Here is a 15,613-nt window from a genome sequence, read left to right on the forward strand (position 1 = left end):
AGCGGTTGAGGGTGGCTCTGAGTCCCAGCCTAGGCCGCTACCGGTTGTGGCGTGCTGTGCTTTGTGGTCGCCGTGTAGGCACGCACGCCGATGAGGGAGAGCGCGGCCAGCACCGCGGTAACACCAGCGAGGGTGTAGAGGCCCGTCGGGGTCCAGCCTGTTTCGAGGAGGTAGCCGGCCAGGATAGGCGCGAGGGTGGCGCCGACGCGGGCGATGCCGATGGCGGCGCCCGTTCCCGTGGTACGCAGTGCGGAAGGGTAGGCCTCTGGGGTGACGGTATAGAGGCCGGAGATGCAGGCGTTGAGGCTAAGGCCTACGCCGACACCGAGGGCAAACATGAGGGTGGGCACGGCGGTGGAGTTGATGAAGCCGACGAGGACGACAGAGGAGACAAGACAGAAGGCGATGAGCAGCGGGCGGGCGTCGATGCGCGTGGTAAATAGGCCGAAGAGGATGGCGCCGATAGCCCCGCCGAAGGAGAGCATGATGCCGCCGATGATGCCTTGCTGGGCGGTCAGGCCCTCGGCGGTAAGCAGCTTCGGGGTCCACTGTGAGGTGAAGTTGTAAGCAAACATGATGAAGCTGAACGCCAGCCAGAGCTTGATGGAGGTGCGCAGGAACTGTGGGGAGATGAGGTCCGTGTAGGACGCCTTGTGGCTGGTGCGGGGACGGACGCTGACCTCGCCCTTGAGGCCGAGTTTGGCGGTGATGGTGCGCACGGCGTCCATGCGGCCGCGGGCGGCGAGGAAGTCGGCGGACTCGGGGACGACAGCAACCGTGAGGAGAAGGGCCACGACGGTGAGTGCTGCGCCGACCCAGAAGATGGGCTGCCAGCTATCGAAGGTTGATGCGATAACACCGCAGAAGGAGGCGCCAAGGCCGTAGCCGGAGGCGTAGATGGCGACGGCCAGTCCGCGGAAGCGCAGGTTGGAAGACTCGCTGACGAGGACGGTGACGCAGACGAGGACGCCGCCGACGCCAATGCCGGTGATGAGGCGGAAGATGAGGAGAAGGCTGAACGTTGGCGCGAGGGTGGTGAGAATGAGGCCGACGAGGTCGATGATGAGTGAGACGGTAATCAGCGTGGTGCGCCCGAGGCGGTCAGCTAGCGGCGCGAGAAAGAAAGAGCCGAGGCCGATACCGATGAGCGCGGCGGAGAGGAGCCAGCCTAGGGAGGAATCGGACAAGGCGAACTCTTCGCTGACAGGTCCGGCGCCGAAGGCCATGGCCACCATGTCGTAGCCGTCGAGAGCGTTGAGGAAGAGGGCGATGGCGATGATGAGCCACTGGCGCGCGCCCATGGGGGAGCGGTCGATGAGTTCGCGGATATCCATGAAAGTCTTTCTGCTGATGGAGAGGTTTCGATGTAAGTTAGTGAACCGCTCTGTCTATGTCCATTAACTGCCGTTTTAAATTCAGTGGCGCGCCGCCGCGCGAGGAATAGCGCTCGGGTCTGGGCGGTTTACTAGAGTGGAATAGACTGCGGTAAAATCGCTCCACCCAACCCCAGAGAAAAGAGTTGAAAGGCCTTCATGGCACGTATGCAAGAAAGCGCTGACCTGCTCAAGTGTTCCTTCTGTGGAAAGAGCCAGAAGCAGGTGAAGAAGCTTATCGCCGGCGGCGGCGTCTACATCTGTGACGAGTGCATCGAGCTCTGCAACGAAATCATCGAGGAGGAGCTCGGCGCGGCTCAGGCTGAGGCGAACGAAGAGAAGGAAATGCGCCTTCCGCGTCCTTCGGAGATTTCGGCTTTTCTGGATAAGTATGTCATCGGCCAAGACCAGGCCAAGCGCGTGTTGTCGGTGGCTGTGTACAACCACTACAAGCGCATTAAGGCTGAGGAAGCCGCGGGCTTGGAAGGTCGTCGGAAGAAGACGCAGGATGAAGAAGTGGAGATTGCCAAATCCAACATCCTGATGCTGGGCCCGACGGGCTCCGGCAAGACCTACCTGGCGCAGACCCTGGCGCGTTTGCTCGACGTCCCCTTTGCCATCGCGGATGCCACGAGCCTGACCGAGGCCGGTTACGTGGGCGAGGATGTTGAGAACATCCTGCTCAAGCTGCTGCAGGCTGCGGACTTTGATGTGGAGCGCGCGCAGCACGGCATCATTTACGTCGATGAGGTGGACAAGATCTCCCGCAAGTCGGAGAACCCCTCGATTACCCGCGATGTGTCCGGTGAGGGCGTGCAGCAGGCGCTGCTGAAGATCCTCGAGGGAACCGTGGCGGCCATTCCGCCGCAGGGCGGGCGCAAGCACCCGAATCAGGAGTTCATCCAGCTGGACACGACGAACATCCTCTTCATCGTGGCCGGTGCTTTCGCGGGCTTGGACAAGGTGATTTCGGAGCGCGTGGGCAAGAAGGGCGTGGGCTTCGGCGCCAAGCTGGAGACCAAGGATGAGAAGGAATCCGTCGACTTCTTCTCCCAGGTGCGCCCAGAGGACTTGGTGAAGTTCGGCCTCATCCCGGAATTCATCGGCCGCCTGCCAGTTGTGGCCACGGTGGATAACCTGGACCGCGAATCGCTGGTTAAGGTACTGGTGGAACCGAAGAACTCCCTGGTCAAGCAGTACCAGCGCCTGTTCAGCATGGATGGTGCGGAGCTGCACTTTGAGGATGCGGCGCTGGAGGCAATCGCCGAGCTAGCACTCGAGCGCAAGACCGGTGCCCGTGGCCTGCGCGCCATCATGGAGGAGCTGCTCGTTCCCATCATGTATGACCTCCCGGACCGCGAGGACATTGCCAGCGTCCACATCACGCAGGACTGCGTGACTGACGGCGGCGAGCCGGAGTTCGTGTACTCGGATGAGGCGAAGGAATCCGCCTAAACGGCATCTTATAAGAGGCATCTTCACGGCTGAAGATGCCTCTTGCGCTGTCTAAAAGGCGTTTTCAGGCCTAAAAACGCCGTCTGTCAGATGCCATCTTCGTGCTGGGGGGCAAAGGAACCAGATGAGTGGGACCATTTAGCTATGGCGCGAGATCGTGACCTGGGATTATGCACGGGCCGGCGGGTAAATGGTTCCTTTACTGTGGTTTCATTGCCCGCCTGGTGCTGGGAAGAGGGTTCTACTCGTAGAGGTCCCGGGACACGTCGCCTTCGTCCTCGGTGGAGTAGACGTCCAAGGGCGCGGATTCGGCTTCCAGCTCGGTCTCGTTCTGCTTGAGGTAGGACTCAAAGCCAATGTCGGGGATGTTCGCCGTGAGGAAGGCCAGCACGGCATCGACGGCCATGCGGTGCAGACCCTCGGTGTTGTTGTGGGTGTGCATATCGATGTCGAGCAGATTGCTCATCATCGCGTGATTTGTCACCCGGTACATCGTCAGCGCCGAAATCAGAGTGAAGATATCGTTCGCAGAAATGCCCGGGCGGAAGGCGCCGGAATCTTGGCCCAGCATAAGCAGCCTGTCGAGGTGGAGGGAGATCGCTGAAACGTCGACAAGCGCGTGCGAGGACTCCAGCACACTGTGAGAGGACTCCATCGTCAGCATCCGGATGGCCTCCGGGTTGTCCACGTGCTGGCGGAACATCCAGTCCACCAAAGTGCGCACGCCCTCTACCGGGACCGCGGAATTGATTTCCAAGCTGCCCTCCGGAGGGTTGAGCCGCTGGGCAGCTGCAGCCAATGCCTGCTGGTAGAGGCCCTTTTTATCCCCGAAGTAGTAATGGATCATGCGCTTGGACATTCCAGATAGCTTCGACACGGTTTCGAGCTTGGTATCGGCATAACCGTGCTCAGAAAACTGCGCTATCGCAACATCGATCACGTGCTCAACAGAGCCGGAGTCGACCGTTGCAGTCTCAGTGCTCATGGAAAGTCCCGTCTAGTCGATGAATATGCGTACAGTTGTCCACTATGCCGAAAAAAGACGGCCATGGAGTTCAAGTGCAAAGAACTCGCATCTTTCGGGGGTAAAATCACACCCCATGGGGGCGAAAAACGGGACTAGGGTGGGGAAGTGAGTACCCAGCCGAAAGGATTCACACATGACTGCTTCTCAACCCGTCAAGATCACCGTGACCGGCGCAGCCGGCAACATCGCGTACTCCCTGCTGTGGCGCATCGCTGCCGGCGATGTCTATGGCAAGGACACTCCAGTTGAACTCGCATTGCTGGAAATCCCGGACGCCGTTGGTGCCGCTGAGGGCGTGGCCATGGAACTTAATGACTCCGCCTTCCCGCTCCTTCGCGGCATTACCGTCACCGATGATCCGGAGGTGGCCTTCAAGGACACCAAGGCCGCTTTCCTCGTGGGCTCCCGCCCGCGCACCAAGGGTATGGAGCGCGCTGACCTGTTGGAGGCTAACGGCGCTATCTTCACTGTGCAGGGCAAGGCGCTGAACGCCGTCGCCGCACGCGACGTTCGCGTCCTCGTCGTGGGCAACCCGGCCAACACCAACGCCTATATCGCCGCGAACAGCGCTCCGGACCTGGACCCGAGCCAGTTCAGCGCGCTCATGCGTCTGGACCACAACCGCACGCTGAGCCAGGTGTCCCTCAAGACGGGCGTGCCCACCGCGGAGCTGACCAAGGTTGCCGTTTGGGGCAACCACTCCGCCTCCCAGTTCCCGGACCTGACCTACTCCAACGCCGAGGTAGATGAGACCTGGTACAAGGAGGAGATGATTCCGAAGGTGGCCAAGCGCGGCGCCGAGATCATCGCCGTGCGTGGCCGCTCCTCGGCAGCCTCCGCAGCATCCGCCGCGGTGGATCACATGCACGATTGGATCCATGGCACCGAGGATTGGCGCACCGCCGCCATCGTTTCGGATGGTTCCTATGGCGTGGACGAGGGGCTCGTCGCAGGTTTCCCCACCGTCTCCCGCGACGGAAAGTGGGAAATCGTCCAAGGCCTGGAGCTTAGTGACTTCCAGAAGGAGCGCATCGAGGCCTCCGTGCAGGAGCTGCGTGAGGAGCGCGAGGCCGTAGCCCACCTGCTGAAGGGCTAAGCCTCCAGCACCAAGTTATCGATGAGTCGCACCGGCCCCACCTGCGCTGCAACCAGCGCCAAGGCGGGCCGGTGTTGTGTATCTACGGGCTCGAGCGTGGCTGGGTCCACCACGGTGAGGTAATCCACCGTCACGCCGGGGGAGGTGGCGAGCTGGGCCTCGGCTTCTTTGAGCGAGGCGCCATCCTGCAGCGCGAAGAGCGCCTGGGATAGGGCGACCGCCTGCTCACGCTCGGCGGCACTGAGGCGTGCATTGCGGCTGGACTCGGCCACGCCGTCCGTTGCGCGCACGATGGGCACGCTGATGATGTCCAGCGGCACATCGAGGTCCGCCACCAGGCGACGGATGATGGCTACTTGCTGCGCATCCTTTTGCCCAAAATAAGCGCGGTCCGGTGCGACAAGGTGAAACAGCTTGCTCACCACGGTGGCTACGCCGTCGAAGTGGCCGGGGCGTGAAGCGCCTTCCAAGACCGAGCCCATCTCACCCGTGCGCACCCACACCCGCGGGGTACCGCCCGGGTACATTTCCTCCACGCTGGGGGCGAAGACCGCATCGACTCCCAACGAGTCCAGCAGCGCGGCATCCGCGTCGAGGGTGCGCGGGTAGGCGCGGTAGTCTTCGCAATCGCCCAGGTCCGTGAACTGGAGGGGGTTGACAAAGACCGAGCACACCACGGTGTCGTTGTCTTCGCGGGCGCGGCGAATGAGGGAAGCGTGGCCGTCGTGAAGCGCGCCCATCGTGGGTACCAAGCCCACGGAGCCGGACGTTGCCGCGCGGAAGGCACGGAGTTCGGATTTAGTTGTGAGGATCTGCATGGCTTAAGACCTTAGTCCTCGAAAGACTCCTCGGCGTTGGGGAAGGAACGTTCACCCACATCTGCGACATAGTCCTTCGCTCCTTCCAGCAGCGCGCCGCGCAGATTCGCGTAGCGGCGCACAAAACGCGGCGCCTTGGGACCGCCCAGGCCGAAGGCATCGGTCCACACCAGAATCTGACCGTCGGTCTGCGTGCCAGCGCCGATGCCGATGGTGGGGATGGGCAGCTCCTTGGTCACCTGCTCAGCAAGGGCAGCCGGGACCATCTCCAGCACCACGGCGAAGGCGCCGGCCTCGGCGAGGGCGCGGGCGTCGTCGTGAAGCTTCTCCGCACCGGCACCCCGGCCTTGGACCACGAAGCCGCCCAAGGCGTGGACCTGCTGGGGTGTAAAGCCAATGTGGGCGCAGACCGGGATGCCGGCGGCGACAAGCGCGGCAACAATCGGTGCGCGCTCCGCACCACCCTCCAGCTTCACGGCCTGCGCGCCGGTTTCCTTCATGACGCGCACCGCGGTCTCGAGTGCCTGGGAGGGGCCGTCCTCATAGGAGCCGAAGGGAAGGTCCACCACCACGAAGGCACGGGAGGTCGATGCAACCACCGCGCGGGCAAGGGGGATCATCTCATCCAAGGTGAGCGAGAGCGTGGTTTCGCGGCCCAGGACCACATTGGCCAGGGAATCGCCGACGAGCAGGAGATCTACCCCGGCTTCATCGAAGATTTCGGCGGTCATGCAGTCATAGCTCGTCAGGCACGCGAAGGCCTGAGAGTTTTCTTTAGAGCGGGCGAAATGGCGGGTGCGGAGGCGGGCGCGGTGGCCAGGGTTGTGAGACATGCCCTTACTCTAGACACGGCGCTGGTGCCAGTTGACGCACAGGGTAGAGTTGGCCAGGTGACTGATCAGAATAAAGAGCAACTCGTTGGCACCAACCGCGCGGACCAGCTTCCCAAGTCCTGGGAGCCGCAGGCAGTAGAAAAAGACCTCTACGAAGGCTGGGTAAGCGCCGGTTACTTCACCCCGGATGCTTCCTCGGAGGCGGAGCCTTATTCCATCGTGCTGCCGCCGCCGAACGTCACCGGCCAGCTGCACATGGGCCACGCCCTAGACCACACTCTGATCGACTCCATCATTCGCCGCAAGCGCATGCAGGGCTATGCCACCCTGTGGCTGCCGGGCGCTGACCACGCCGGTATCGCTACCCAGACCAAGGTGGAGGCCCGCCTGCGTGAGCAGGAGGGCAAGAAGCGCTGGGACTATGAGCGCGAGGAATTTATCAACAAGGTCTGGGAGTGGAAGGAAGAATTCGGTGGCACCATCCAGAACCAGATGCGCGCCATCGGTGACTCGGTGGACTGGTCCCGCGAGCGCTTCACCCTGGATGATGGCCTCTCCCGCGCCGTGCAGACCATCTTCAAGACCCTCTACGACGAGGGCATGATCTACCAGGCTAACCGTCTGGTCAATTGGTCCCCGGTGCTGGAGACCGCGGTGTCCGATATCGAGGTCGTGTACAAGGACGTCGAGGGCGAGCTCGTGTCCATTCGTTATGGCTCGCTGAACGACGACGAACCGCACCTCATCGTCGCCACCACCCGTGTGGAGACGATGCTGGGTGACGTCGCCATCGCCGTCCACCCCGATGACGAGCGTTACGCCCACCTGGTGGGTAAGGAGCTGCCGCACCCCTTCCGCGATGATTTGAGCCTGAAGATCATCGCCGATGATTATGTGGACATGGAATTCGGCACCGGTGCCGTGAAGATCACCCCGGCGCACGATCCGAATGACTACGCCATGGGCCTGCGCCACGACCTGGACATGCCCACCATCATGGACACCACCGGCCACATCGCGAACACCGGCACGAAGTTCGATGGCCTGACCCGCGAAGAAGCCCGCGTGGAGATCCGCGAGGCGCTGCGCGAGCAGGGCCGCATTGTCAAGGAGATTCGCCCCTACGTCCACTCCGTGGGCCACTCGGAGCGTTCCGGCGAGCCCATCGAGCCGCGCCTGAGCCTGCAGTGGTTCGTGGCCGTGGAGAAGATGGCGAAGATGTCCGGTGATGCCGTCCGCGAGGGCGATACCACCATCCACCCGAAGTCCCTGGAGCCGCGCTACTTCGAGTGGGTCGATGACATGCACGATTGGTGCATCTCCCGCCAGCTGTGGTGGGGCCACCGCATCCCGATCTGGTACGGCCCGGAGGGCGAGGACGGCCAGCGAGATATCGTCTGCGTCGGCCCCGACGAGGAAGCCCCAGAAGGCTACGTCCAGGACCCGGACGTTCTGGACACCTGGTTCTCCTCCGCGCTGTGGCCCTTCTCCACGATGGGCTGGCCGGAAAAGACCGCCGATCTGGAGAAGTTCTTCCCCACGAACGTGTTGGTCACCGCCTATGACATCCTCTTCTTCTGGGTCGCCCGCATGATGATGTTCGGCACCTTCGCCGGCGCCCACACTCCGGAGTTGCTCGGTGAGGGTAAGGACGGCCGCCCGCAGGTTCCGTTCACGGATATCTACCTGCACGGCCTGGTGCGCGATGAGCAGGGCCGCAAGATGTCGAAGTCCTTGGGCAACGGCATCGACCCGATGGATTGGGTGCGCGACTATGGCGCGGACGCACTGCGCTTCACCCTGGCCCGCGGCGCGAACCCGGGCGTGGACCTGCCGCTGGCTGTCGACGCCGCCGCTGCCGGCCGAAACTTCGCCACCAAGCTCTTCAACGCCACCAAGTTCGCGCTCATGAACGGCGCGGGCGTGGCTGAGCTGCCGGCACGCGACGCGCTGACCGACGCCGACCGCTGGATCCTCGACCGTTCCGAAGAGGTCCGCGCCAAGGTGGATTCCTACCTGGATGATTACCAGTTTGCCAAGGCCAACGAGCTGCTCTACCACTTCGTGTGGGATGAGCTGTGTGACTGGTACCTGGAGATTGCCAAGACCCAGATCCCGCGTGACTTCGATGGGGCGAGCGCCGAGGAGCAGGCTACCGGACGTACGACCCAGATCGTTCTGGGCCGCGTTCTTGATCTGGTTCTGCGTTTGCTGCACCCGACGATGCCGTTTGTCACCGAGGTCCTGTGGAAGGCCCTGACCGGTGGGGAGACCATCGTCACCGCGCAGTGGCCTACCCAGGAGCACACCAACGGCGGCGCCGAGAAGGACGAGGTAGCCGCCCGCCGCATTCAGGACGCAGACAAGCTCATCACTGAGCTGCGCCGCTTCCGTTCCGATCAGGGTGTCAAGCCTTCCCAGAAGGTCCCGGGCCGCCTCGACTTCGCCGCGGCCGACCTGCAGGAGCAGGAAGGGCTCATCCGCAACCTGGCCAACACCACCGAGCCGGGTGAGGACTTCACCGCGTCCGCCTCCATCGAGGTGCGCCTGTCCCAGGCCACCGTCGAGGTCACCCTGGACACCTCCGGCGCCGTCGACGTCGCCGCAGAGCGCAAGCGCCTGGAGAAGGATCTGGCCAAGGCCCAGAAGGAGCTGGACCAGACCGGCAAGAAGCTGGGTAACGAGGCCTTCCTGTCCAAGGCGCCGGAGGCCGTCGTGGAGAAGATCCGCGTGCGCCAGCAGGTGGCTCAGGAAGAAGTCGAGCGCATCACCGCACGTCTGGAGGGGCTCAAGTAGTGGCGGGGGAGAAAGACCGCGAGGAATTTGAGGTCGTCGATGCCCTCGCGGAGGGCACCGACGGTGGGCCGGTCGAAATCACCGACTCCGGCCTAACACTCAACCTCGGCGGCGAGGAAGACTACGAGGAGGCAGCGCCCGAGCAGGCCACACCAGAGGAGCTCGCGGAGCTGGCTCAGGTGACGGCGGAGCTTAACGCTCGCGCCCCCGAAACCATCATTGAGCCCAGCCTCGAGCGCATCGAGATGCTCATGGATCTCCTGGGTAATCCGGAGCGTTCCTTCCACGTCATCCAGGTCGCCGGCACCAACGGCAAGTCCTCGACCGCTCGCATGATCGATTCGCTGCTGCGCTCCTTCCATCGGCGGGTAGGCCTAGTCACCAGCCCCCATCTGCAGCTGGTGACCGAGCGCATCGGCATCGACAGCCACCCCATCCACCCGCGCGACTTCGTGCGCATCTGGCGCGAAATCAAGCCCTATGTGGAAATGGTGGATTCCCGCTCCGACATCCCCATGTCCACCTTCGAGGTGCTCGTCGGTATTTCCTACGCGGCCTTCGCCGATGCGCCCATCGACGTCGCCGTGGTCGAGGTCGGCCTCGGCGGCACGTGGGATGCCACGAACGTGGTCAACGCGGAGGTAGCCGTGGTCATGCCGGTGGGTCTCGACCACACCGATTACCTCGGTGACACCATCACCGAGATCGCCGGTGAAAAGGCCGGCATCATCAAAGCCCGCGAGCACGACGCCGACGACGTGCTCACGCCGGGGGAGAACATCGCCATCATCGCCGAGCAGGAGCCGGAGGCCATGCGTGTGTTGCTGCAGCGCACCGTCGACGTAGGCGCCGGCGTAGCGCGCGCGGGCTCCGAGTTCGCCGCGCTGGAATCCCGCATTGCCGTCGGCGGCCAGCAGCTCACCATCCAAGGTCTCGGCGGCCTCTATGAGGACATCTTCCTGCCGCTACACGGCGAGCACCAAGCCAAGAACGCGGCCGTCGCTTTGGCGGCGGTGGAGGCTTTCTTCGGGGCGTCGTCAGGCAATCAGCTCGACATCGCCTCCGTGCGCACCGGCTTTGCCAAGGCCATTTCCCCCGGACGCTTGGAGCGCGTGCGCACCAGCCCCACGACGTTCTTGGACGCCTGCCACAACCCACACGGCGCTAAGGCCCTAGCCGCAGCGCTCGACCGTGACTTCAACTTCGCCCGCCTCATCGGCGTAGTGTCCATCTTCGCCGACAAGGACGCCGCCGGCATCCTCACGGCCTTGGAATCCGTTCTCACGGAAGTCGTCATCACGCAGAACACCTCCCCGCGCGCCCGCGATGCCTACGAGCTGGCGGAGCTCGCCCGCGACATTTTCGGTGAGGAGCGCGTGTACGTCGAACCAGAATTGCCCAGCGCCTATACCCAAGCCGTGGAATTGGCGGAGGAGGCCGACGTGCAGTCCGGATCTGGCATCGTGATCACCGGCTCGGTAGTCACGGCAGGTGACGCCCGCGCACTCTTTGGAAAGGAGCCCGCATGAGCCCACGCAAACCCGTCCCCGAGGAGGAGATCGGCCCGCTCGGACTAGGCCAAGCGCCGGCCAAGGATCCCCTCAAGCAATTCGGCGGCATGGTGGTGGCCAGCTCCCTCACGCTGGAACTCATCACCTTGGTTCTGGCGCTGCCGATGCTGTACAAGCTCTACGACGGCACCCTGTGGACCCCGTTCAACTATGGCGTGGTCATCGGATTTATGGTGCTGCTGTTAGCGTCCTTCCCGTTCATGAACAAGCCCTGGATCGTCGGGGTATTGATCGTGTTCCACGTCATCGGCATTGTTCTTGGTTTCATGGTCCACTGGTCCGTGGCCACGATCTTCATCATCTTCGCCCTTCTGTGGGCTCTGGCGGCGTATATGCGCTCGGTGCTCGTTGCCCGCATGGACCGCGGCTACCTCACCACGCAGCACCTGACTGAGAAGTAGGCCGCCGCAGTGTATATCCGGCCGGAGCTGCGCGCGGGCGCAGCATTCATGTCTTTGTGGGATCCGACCAACCCGCTGATCCGCCGCGCCGGGCGCGTAGTTCCAGCGCTGTGGCCCGCCCCCTATATCCAGGGCGTGCGCACGCAGCGGGTGAGAAACGCCGAAATCCGCGCGACCATCTATAGCCCGGAGAACCCGCGCGGCGCCGTGCTGTGGATCCACGGTGGCGGGCTGCTCATGGGCCATCCGCGTCAGGACGTCAAACACCTCAAAGAGACCGCCGCGGAAGTCGGCGTCACCGTCATCGCGCCGCGCTATCGCTATGCCCCGGAAAACCCCTATCCGGCCGCGCTTGACGACGTCCACTCGGCCCACCACTGGCTCCTCACGCATGCGGAGGAGCTGGGAATTAGTCCGGATCGGATTGTCATCGGCGGCCAAAGCGCCGGGGGAGGGCTCGCCGCCGCCCTGTGCCAGCGCCTTGTGGATGAAGTCGGAATCCAGCCGGCGGGGCAGTGGCTGTTCTGTCCGATGCTGGATGACCGCGCAGCGTCCACCGACCGCAACCCCATCTGGGATGCGGATTCCAACGCGCAGGCCTGGCGCTACTACACCAATGGCAACCCGGACGCGCCCTATGCCGTGCCCGGCCGCCGCGCGGAACTGTCTGGCCTACCGCCGGCGTGGCTGTATGCGGGCAGCAGCGAGCTTTTCTACGGCGAGATTGTGGACTACGCCGAACGCCTGAAGTCCGCAGGCGTGCCCACGCAGTGCGAGGTTGTGGATGGCGGCGTCCACGCCTTCGAGTTGTGGGCTCCCTATACTGCGGAGGCGAAGCGCCTGCTCATGAACTCTCGCGTCTGGCTGCAGTCGACGCTGAACGCGCTAGACTAGCCGGCATGCTCTTTCTTCTCTACGGTCTTTCCGCACTGCTGTGCATCGCCGCGCTCGTGGCCAAGCTGTATTTCGGAGGCTTCGCGTTCCCGCTCGCACTGTTGATCCCGGCCTTCGTCTTCCTCGTCGTCGGCATGCTCAAGCAGCAGTGCGATGAACGGCCGGTGGAGTTTGCGGATCTGGAAGAGTGGCACCGCGAGGAGCTAGAAAGCTTGCTAGAGAGCGGTCAATACGGCACGGCGGTGCGTCAAGTGCAGCTGTGGTTTCGTGGTACGAGCCATGAGCGCGCGGAAGAAATCGTGCAACACCTCACGTAGCGCTTAAAATTAGCCCCACTGTCAGGACGCGGGAGCACCTGTTCTGTACTATGTGCCCTATGACTGAACGTACACTCATTCTCATCAAGCCGGACGGCGTGAAGAACGGCCACGTGGGCGAGATCATCTCCCGCATCGAGCGCAAGGGCCTGAAGCTCGTCGCCATGGATCTGCGCGTCGCCGACGAGGAGACCGCAAAGAAGCACTACGCCGAGCACGAGGATAAGCCTTTCTTCGGCGATCTCGTTGACTTCATCACCTCCGCACCGCTGGTTGCGGGCGTTGTCGAAGGTGAATCCGCCATCGCCGCATGGCGTCAGCTCGCCGGTGGCACCCACCCGGTGGAGAAGGCCACCCCGGGCACCATCCGCGGTGACTTCGCTCTGACCGTTGGCGAGAACGTCGTCCACGGCTCCGACTCCCCGGAGTCCGCCGAGCGCGAGATCTCCATCTGGTTCCCGAACCTCTAACTATGATTACCGCGCTGAGCGCGTAACGAAGCCCGAGCATAGCGCTCGGGCTTTTGTCATTTCTGACCCTTAACCCGAACCCGTCCTGTGTGCTCGAGCGCAGATCCGATCAGGTACCGGTTAGTCGAACGACAGCAGCGTGCGCAAGGCCGCAAAAGCGTCTTTGTGCACCTGATGGGTGACGGTGCGGCCGCATTGCTGTCTGGATAGCAAGCCGGCTTCCCGCAGGCGCGCTAGGTGGTGCGAGACCGTGGGCTGACTCAGCGCAGTGAGCTCGGTGAGTTCCGTGACGCTCATGGGCCCACAGCCTTCATCACACAGGATGGACAAAAGACGCAGGCGGGCAGGGTCTGCCAGCACTTTGAATTGCTGCGAAAAATGCCTCGCCTCGGCGTCGCTGAGCGGGCCTGTGCTTAAGGAGCAACACTCAGTGCTGGGCGCGCTGGTTTCGGGCGTGGAAGAGGAAGCCATGCGATCAGTATAGGGGTTATCCTTGCACCCTACGTTATATTGACGCGTATCAATACGTGCTGTATATTGCATGTTTGTATTGTCCATTGTTTAACGTCGAAGGAGGGGGACATGGCTGTGTCGCAGCGCCCGAAGTTGTCTTTTCTTGACCGATTTTTACCCATGTGGATCATTCTGGCGATGGCTGCCGGACTGCTCATTGGCCACTTCATTCCCGGGATTGGCCAAGCCTTGGGCGCCGTTGAAATCGGCGGGATTTCCATCCCGATCGCCATTGGTCTCCTCGTCATGATGTACCCACCCTTGGCCAAGGTTCGCTACGAGAAGACCAAGGAAATTGCCACGGATGGCCGCCTCATGGCGGTATCGCTCGTCCTCAACTGGCTGGTGGGGCCGGCGTTTATGTTTACCCTGGCGTGGCTGTTCTTGGCGGACCAGCCGGAGCTGCGCACCGGCCTCATCATCGTGGGCCTTGCTCGCTGTATCGCCATGGTGCTTGTGTGGTCGGACCTCTCATGCGCTGACCGCGAGGCAACGGCTGTGCTTGTCGCCCTGAACTCCATCTTCCAGGTCGCTATGTTTGGTGTTCTGGGTTGGTTCTACCTGCGCGTCCTCCCCGGATGGCTGGGCCTGGACACGACGAGCGCTGACTTTTCCTTCTGGGCCATCGTCAAGGCCGTACTCGTCTTCTTGGGCATACCGTTCCTGTTGGGTGCGCTGTCTCGCGTGTGGGGCGAAAAGGTAAAAGGACGGGAATGGTTTGAGAACCGCTTCCTCCCAGCTGTATCGCCCCTGGCCATGATTGGTCTGCTGTACACAATTGTGTTGCTCTTTTCCCTGCAGGGCGAGCACATTGTGGAGCAGCCAGCAACGGTAGTGCGCGTGGCCGTGCCGCTGGTTATCTACTTCGTGGGCATGTTTGTGCTGTCGCTGGGCGTAGCAAAGGCCGTTGGCATGAATTACGCGCAGTCTGCCAGCGTGGCGTTCACTGCAGCAGGAAACAACTTTGAGCTTGCTATTGCAGTATCCATCGGCACCTTCGGAGCGATGTCTGCTCAAGCCCTTGCCGGAACGATTGGTCCTCTTGTTGAGATTCCAGTCCTCGTTGGTCTGGTCTATTTCATGCTGTGGATTGGCCCGAAACTCTTCCCAGGAGATGACACTCTTCCGCACTAGCGCGTGCGTGCAGCGTCCATGCTGCGCACCCCGGCTTCGGTCAGCGTGATGTTGAAAGTCCGCTCACCATTCCACTGGATGAGGCCAGGTAGCTTCACCACGCCGGCCTTCTCGAGCTCACGGAGTTCTTCTTCGAGTCCCTCCTCGTAGCCGAGCAGCTGCCCCAGTGCAGGGATGGTGGTGGTATTGCCAGTGACTGCACCGGCGGCGACCAGCCCGCTGAGGACTTCCGGGTGAGCTTCTACCGCGGTGATGCTCTCTTGAGTGACGCCTTCGAGGCTTCCTTGTTCGGTGATGGCCTTGATGCGTCGCTTGCCCACTCGGTAGGAGGTGGTACCGAAAGCGCGGCCGCCGAAGATGAACGCGGGGATGGAGAAGGCAGTAAGTCCAGCGGCGATAAGGATGGGGTTGGGTGAGATATCGCTGAGAACCCCGGTGGACTGAATTCCCTCAGTGATGAGAGGGGAGAAGATGGCAAGCACCGGCAGAAAGTAGGCGAGAAGAGGGTAATCGCCCGCCCGGTACTCTTCTTGAGCAGCTTGGACGAACTTTGGCTTGCTGCGAATGATGCGGATGGCGCCGTAGGCCATGGCGATCCAAAGCACCGCATAGACCGGGACCGCGTAGGGATAAGGGAAGTCAACGACGCGAAGGCCTGAAGCGATGCCCGCGGGCGCGGCCACGGTCACAATATCCCGCAGCGCGATCTCGTTGCGGGCGCGCGCCTGCGCCACAGTGCGTGGGGCGTGTACAGGTATTTTCCGCTCTGCAGGTGTGTTTGTGGGCGTGCCGTCGGACATAGCGGCGATACTAACATGTGAGCCTTAATCGAGCTCTGTGCCAGAATAGAAGGCGCTGACAACTTAATAAAGACGATGAGAATTTTTCAAAGACTCACCACCGTGTGGCGGCAAC

Annotated in this window: 15 protein-coding genes; 9 read left to right on the plus strand and 6 right to left on the minus strand. The window is 62.6% G+C overall.

All coding sequences use genetic code 11. The features are described from left to right. Positions 1–29: 29 nt before the first annotated feature. Positions 30–1,334, minus strand: a complete 1,305-nt coding sequence (locus HMPREF2760_RS11345) for an MFS transporter (RefSeq protein WP_070597438.1) — start codon at positions 1,332–1,334, stop codon at positions 30–32. Between the two features lie 198 nt (positions 1,335–1,532). Between HMPREF2760_RS11345 and clpX the strand changes: the two genes are divergently transcribed. Beyond that, positions 1,533–2,828, plus strand: a complete 1,296-nt coding sequence (gene clpX, locus HMPREF2760_RS11350; RefSeq protein ID WP_070519462.1) for an ATP-dependent Clp protease ATP-binding subunit ClpX — start codon at positions 1,533–1,535, stop codon at positions 2,826–2,828. Positions 2,829–3,069: 241 nt separating this feature from the next. On the opposite strand, the gene HMPREF2760_RS11355 is transcribed toward clpX, so the two are convergent. Next, a complete protein-coding gene (locus HMPREF2760_RS11355) occupies positions 3,070–3,813 on the minus strand; it encodes a TetR/AcrR family transcriptional regulator (RefSeq protein ID WP_070519465.1) in 744 nt (247 codons plus the stop codon). A 175-nt stretch (positions 3,814–3,988) separates the two neighbouring features. Between HMPREF2760_RS11355 and HMPREF2760_RS11360 the strand changes: the two genes are divergently transcribed. Beyond that, the gene (locus HMPREF2760_RS11360) at positions 3,989–4,951 is read left to right on the plus strand and encodes a malate dehydrogenase (RefSeq protein WP_070530427.1); all 963 of its coding nucleotides are present in this window, start codon (positions 3,989–3,991) and stop codon (positions 4,949–4,951) included. On the opposite strand, the gene panC is transcribed toward HMPREF2760_RS11360, so the two are convergent. Beyond that, the gene (gene panC / locus HMPREF2760_RS11365) at positions 4,948–5,769 is read right to left on the minus strand and encodes a pantoate--beta-alanine ligase (RefSeq protein ID WP_070519469.1); all 822 of its coding nucleotides are present in this window, start codon (positions 5,767–5,769) and stop codon (positions 4,948–4,950) included. The genes HMPREF2760_RS11360 and panC overlap by 4 nt on opposite strands. 11 nt (positions 5,770–5,780) lie before the next feature. Continuing rightward, positions 5,781–6,602, minus strand: coding sequence for a 3-methyl-2-oxobutanoate hydroxymethyltransferase (panB, locus tag HMPREF2760_RS11370; RefSeq protein ID WP_070519471.1), 822 nt, complete (start codon positions 6,600–6,602; stop codon positions 5,781–5,783). 57 nt (positions 6,603–6,659) lie between these two features. Between panB and HMPREF2760_RS11375 the strand changes: the two genes are divergently transcribed. The 6 genes from HMPREF2760_RS11375 to ndk are packed head-to-tail and all read left to right on the plus strand — an operon-like array spanning position 6,660 to position 13,051. Beyond that, a complete protein-coding gene (locus tag HMPREF2760_RS11375) occupies positions 6,660–9,398 on the plus strand; it encodes a valine--tRNA ligase (RefSeq protein ID WP_070597439.1) in 2,739 nt (912 codons plus the stop codon). Continuing rightward, complete coding sequence (locus HMPREF2760_RS11380) at positions 9,398–10,927, plus strand: bifunctional tetrahydrofolate synthase/dihydrofolate synthase (RefSeq protein WP_070597440.1); 1,530 nt, start codon at positions 9,398–9,400, stop codon at positions 10,925–10,927. Before HMPREF2760_RS11375 ends, HMPREF2760_RS11380 begins: the two co-directional genes overlap by 1 nt. Continuing rightward, on the plus strand, positions 10,924–11,370 hold the full coding sequence (locus HMPREF2760_RS11385) for a DUF4233 domain-containing protein (protein WP_070530438.1): 447 nt from the start codon (positions 10,924–10,926) through the stop codon (positions 11,368–11,370). The genes HMPREF2760_RS11380 and HMPREF2760_RS11385 overlap by 4 nt, the downstream gene beginning before the upstream one ends. A 48-nt stretch (positions 11,371–11,418) precedes the next feature. Then, a complete protein-coding gene (locus HMPREF2760_RS11390) occupies positions 11,419–12,264 on the plus strand; it encodes an alpha/beta hydrolase (protein WP_070597461.1) in 846 nt (281 codons plus the stop codon). Between the two features lie 5 nt (positions 12,265–12,269). Beyond that, entirely contained in the window at positions 12,270–12,581 is a 312-nt protein-coding gene (locus HMPREF2760_RS11395; RefSeq protein WP_070597441.1) for a hypothetical protein, read from the plus strand. A gap of 59 nt (positions 12,582–12,640) precedes the next feature. Continuing rightward, entirely contained in the window at positions 12,641–13,051 is a 411-nt protein-coding gene (gene ndk, locus HMPREF2760_RS11400; RefSeq protein WP_070519481.1) for a nucleoside-diphosphate kinase, read from the plus strand. Between the two features lie 120 nt (positions 13,052–13,171). Here the strand turns inward: ndk and HMPREF2760_RS11405 are convergent, their stop codons facing one another. Beyond that, complete coding sequence (locus HMPREF2760_RS11405) at positions 13,172–13,522, minus strand: ArsR/SmtB family transcription factor (RefSeq protein ID WP_046648980.1); 351 nt, start codon at positions 13,520–13,522, stop codon at positions 13,172–13,174. A gap of 111 nt (positions 13,523–13,633) precedes the next feature. Between HMPREF2760_RS11405 and arsB the strand changes: the two genes are divergently transcribed. Continuing rightward, complete coding sequence (gene arsB, locus HMPREF2760_RS11410) at positions 13,634–14,698, plus strand: ACR3 family arsenite efflux transporter (protein WP_070597442.1); 1,065 nt, start codon at positions 13,634–13,636, stop codon at positions 14,696–14,698. Here the strand turns inward: arsB and HMPREF2760_RS11415 are convergent. Next, positions 14,695–15,498, minus strand: a complete 804-nt coding sequence (locus tag HMPREF2760_RS11415) for a hypothetical protein (protein ID WP_246823690.1) — start codon at positions 15,496–15,498, stop codon at positions 14,695–14,697. The genes arsB and HMPREF2760_RS11415 overlap by 4 nt on opposite strands. Between the last annotated feature and the right edge of the window lie 115 nt (positions 15,499–15,613).

Origin of the sequence: Corynebacterium sp. HMSC065D07, assembly GCF_001810695.1 — a bacterium.
GTDB classification, from domain to species: domain Bacteria; phylum Actinomycetota; class Actinomycetes; order Mycobacteriales; family Mycobacteriaceae; genus Corynebacterium; species Corynebacterium hesseae.

Bases quoted from the DNA above. Each gene is read 5' to 3' on its own strand.
- HMPREF2760_RS11345 (WP_070597438.1), bottom strand. From the start codon at position 1,334: ATGGATATCCGCGAACTCATCGACCGCTCCCCCATGGGCGCGCGCCAG.
- clpX (WP_070519462.1), top strand. From the start codon at position 1,533: ATGGCACGTATGCAAGAAAGCGCTGACCTGCTCAAGTGTTCCTTCTGT.
- HMPREF2760_RS11355 (WP_070519465.1), bottom strand. From the start codon at position 3,813: ATGAGCACTGAGACTGCAACGGTCGACTCCGGCTCTGTTGAGCACGTG.
- HMPREF2760_RS11360 (WP_070530427.1), top strand. From the start codon at position 3,989: ATGACTGCTTCTCAACCCGTCAAGATCACCGTGACCGGCGCAGCCGGC.
- panC (WP_070519469.1), bottom strand. From the start codon at position 5,769: ATGCAGATCCTCACAACTAAATCCGAACTCCGTGCCTTCCGCGCGGCA.
- panB (WP_070519471.1), bottom strand. From the start codon at position 6,602: ATGTCTCACAACCCTGGCCACCGCGCCCGCCTCCGCACCCGCCATTTC.
- HMPREF2760_RS11385 (WP_070530438.1), top strand. From the start codon at position 10,924: ATGAGCCCACGCAAACCCGTCCCCGAGGAGGAGATCGGCCCGCTCGGA.
- HMPREF2760_RS11390 (WP_070597461.1), top strand. From the start codon at position 11,419: ATGTCTTTGTGGGATCCGACCAACCCGCTGATCCGCCGCGCCGGGCGC.
- HMPREF2760_RS11395 (WP_070597441.1), top strand. From the start codon at position 12,270: ATGCTCTTTCTTCTCTACGGTCTTTCCGCACTGCTGTGCATCGCCGCG.
- ndk (WP_070519481.1), top strand. From the start codon at position 12,641: ATGACTGAACGTACACTCATTCTCATCAAGCCGGACGGCGTGAAGAAC.
- HMPREF2760_RS11405 (WP_046648980.1), bottom strand. From the start codon at position 13,522: ATGGCTTCCTCTTCCACGCCCGAAACCAGCGCGCCCAGCACTGAGTGT.
- arsB (WP_070597442.1), top strand. From the start codon at position 13,634: ATGGCTGTGTCGCAGCGCCCGAAGTTGTCTTTTCTTGACCGATTTTTA.
- HMPREF2760_RS11415 (WP_246823690.1), bottom strand. From the start codon at position 15,498: ATGTCCGACGGCACGCCCACAAACACACCTGCAGAGCGGAAAATACCT.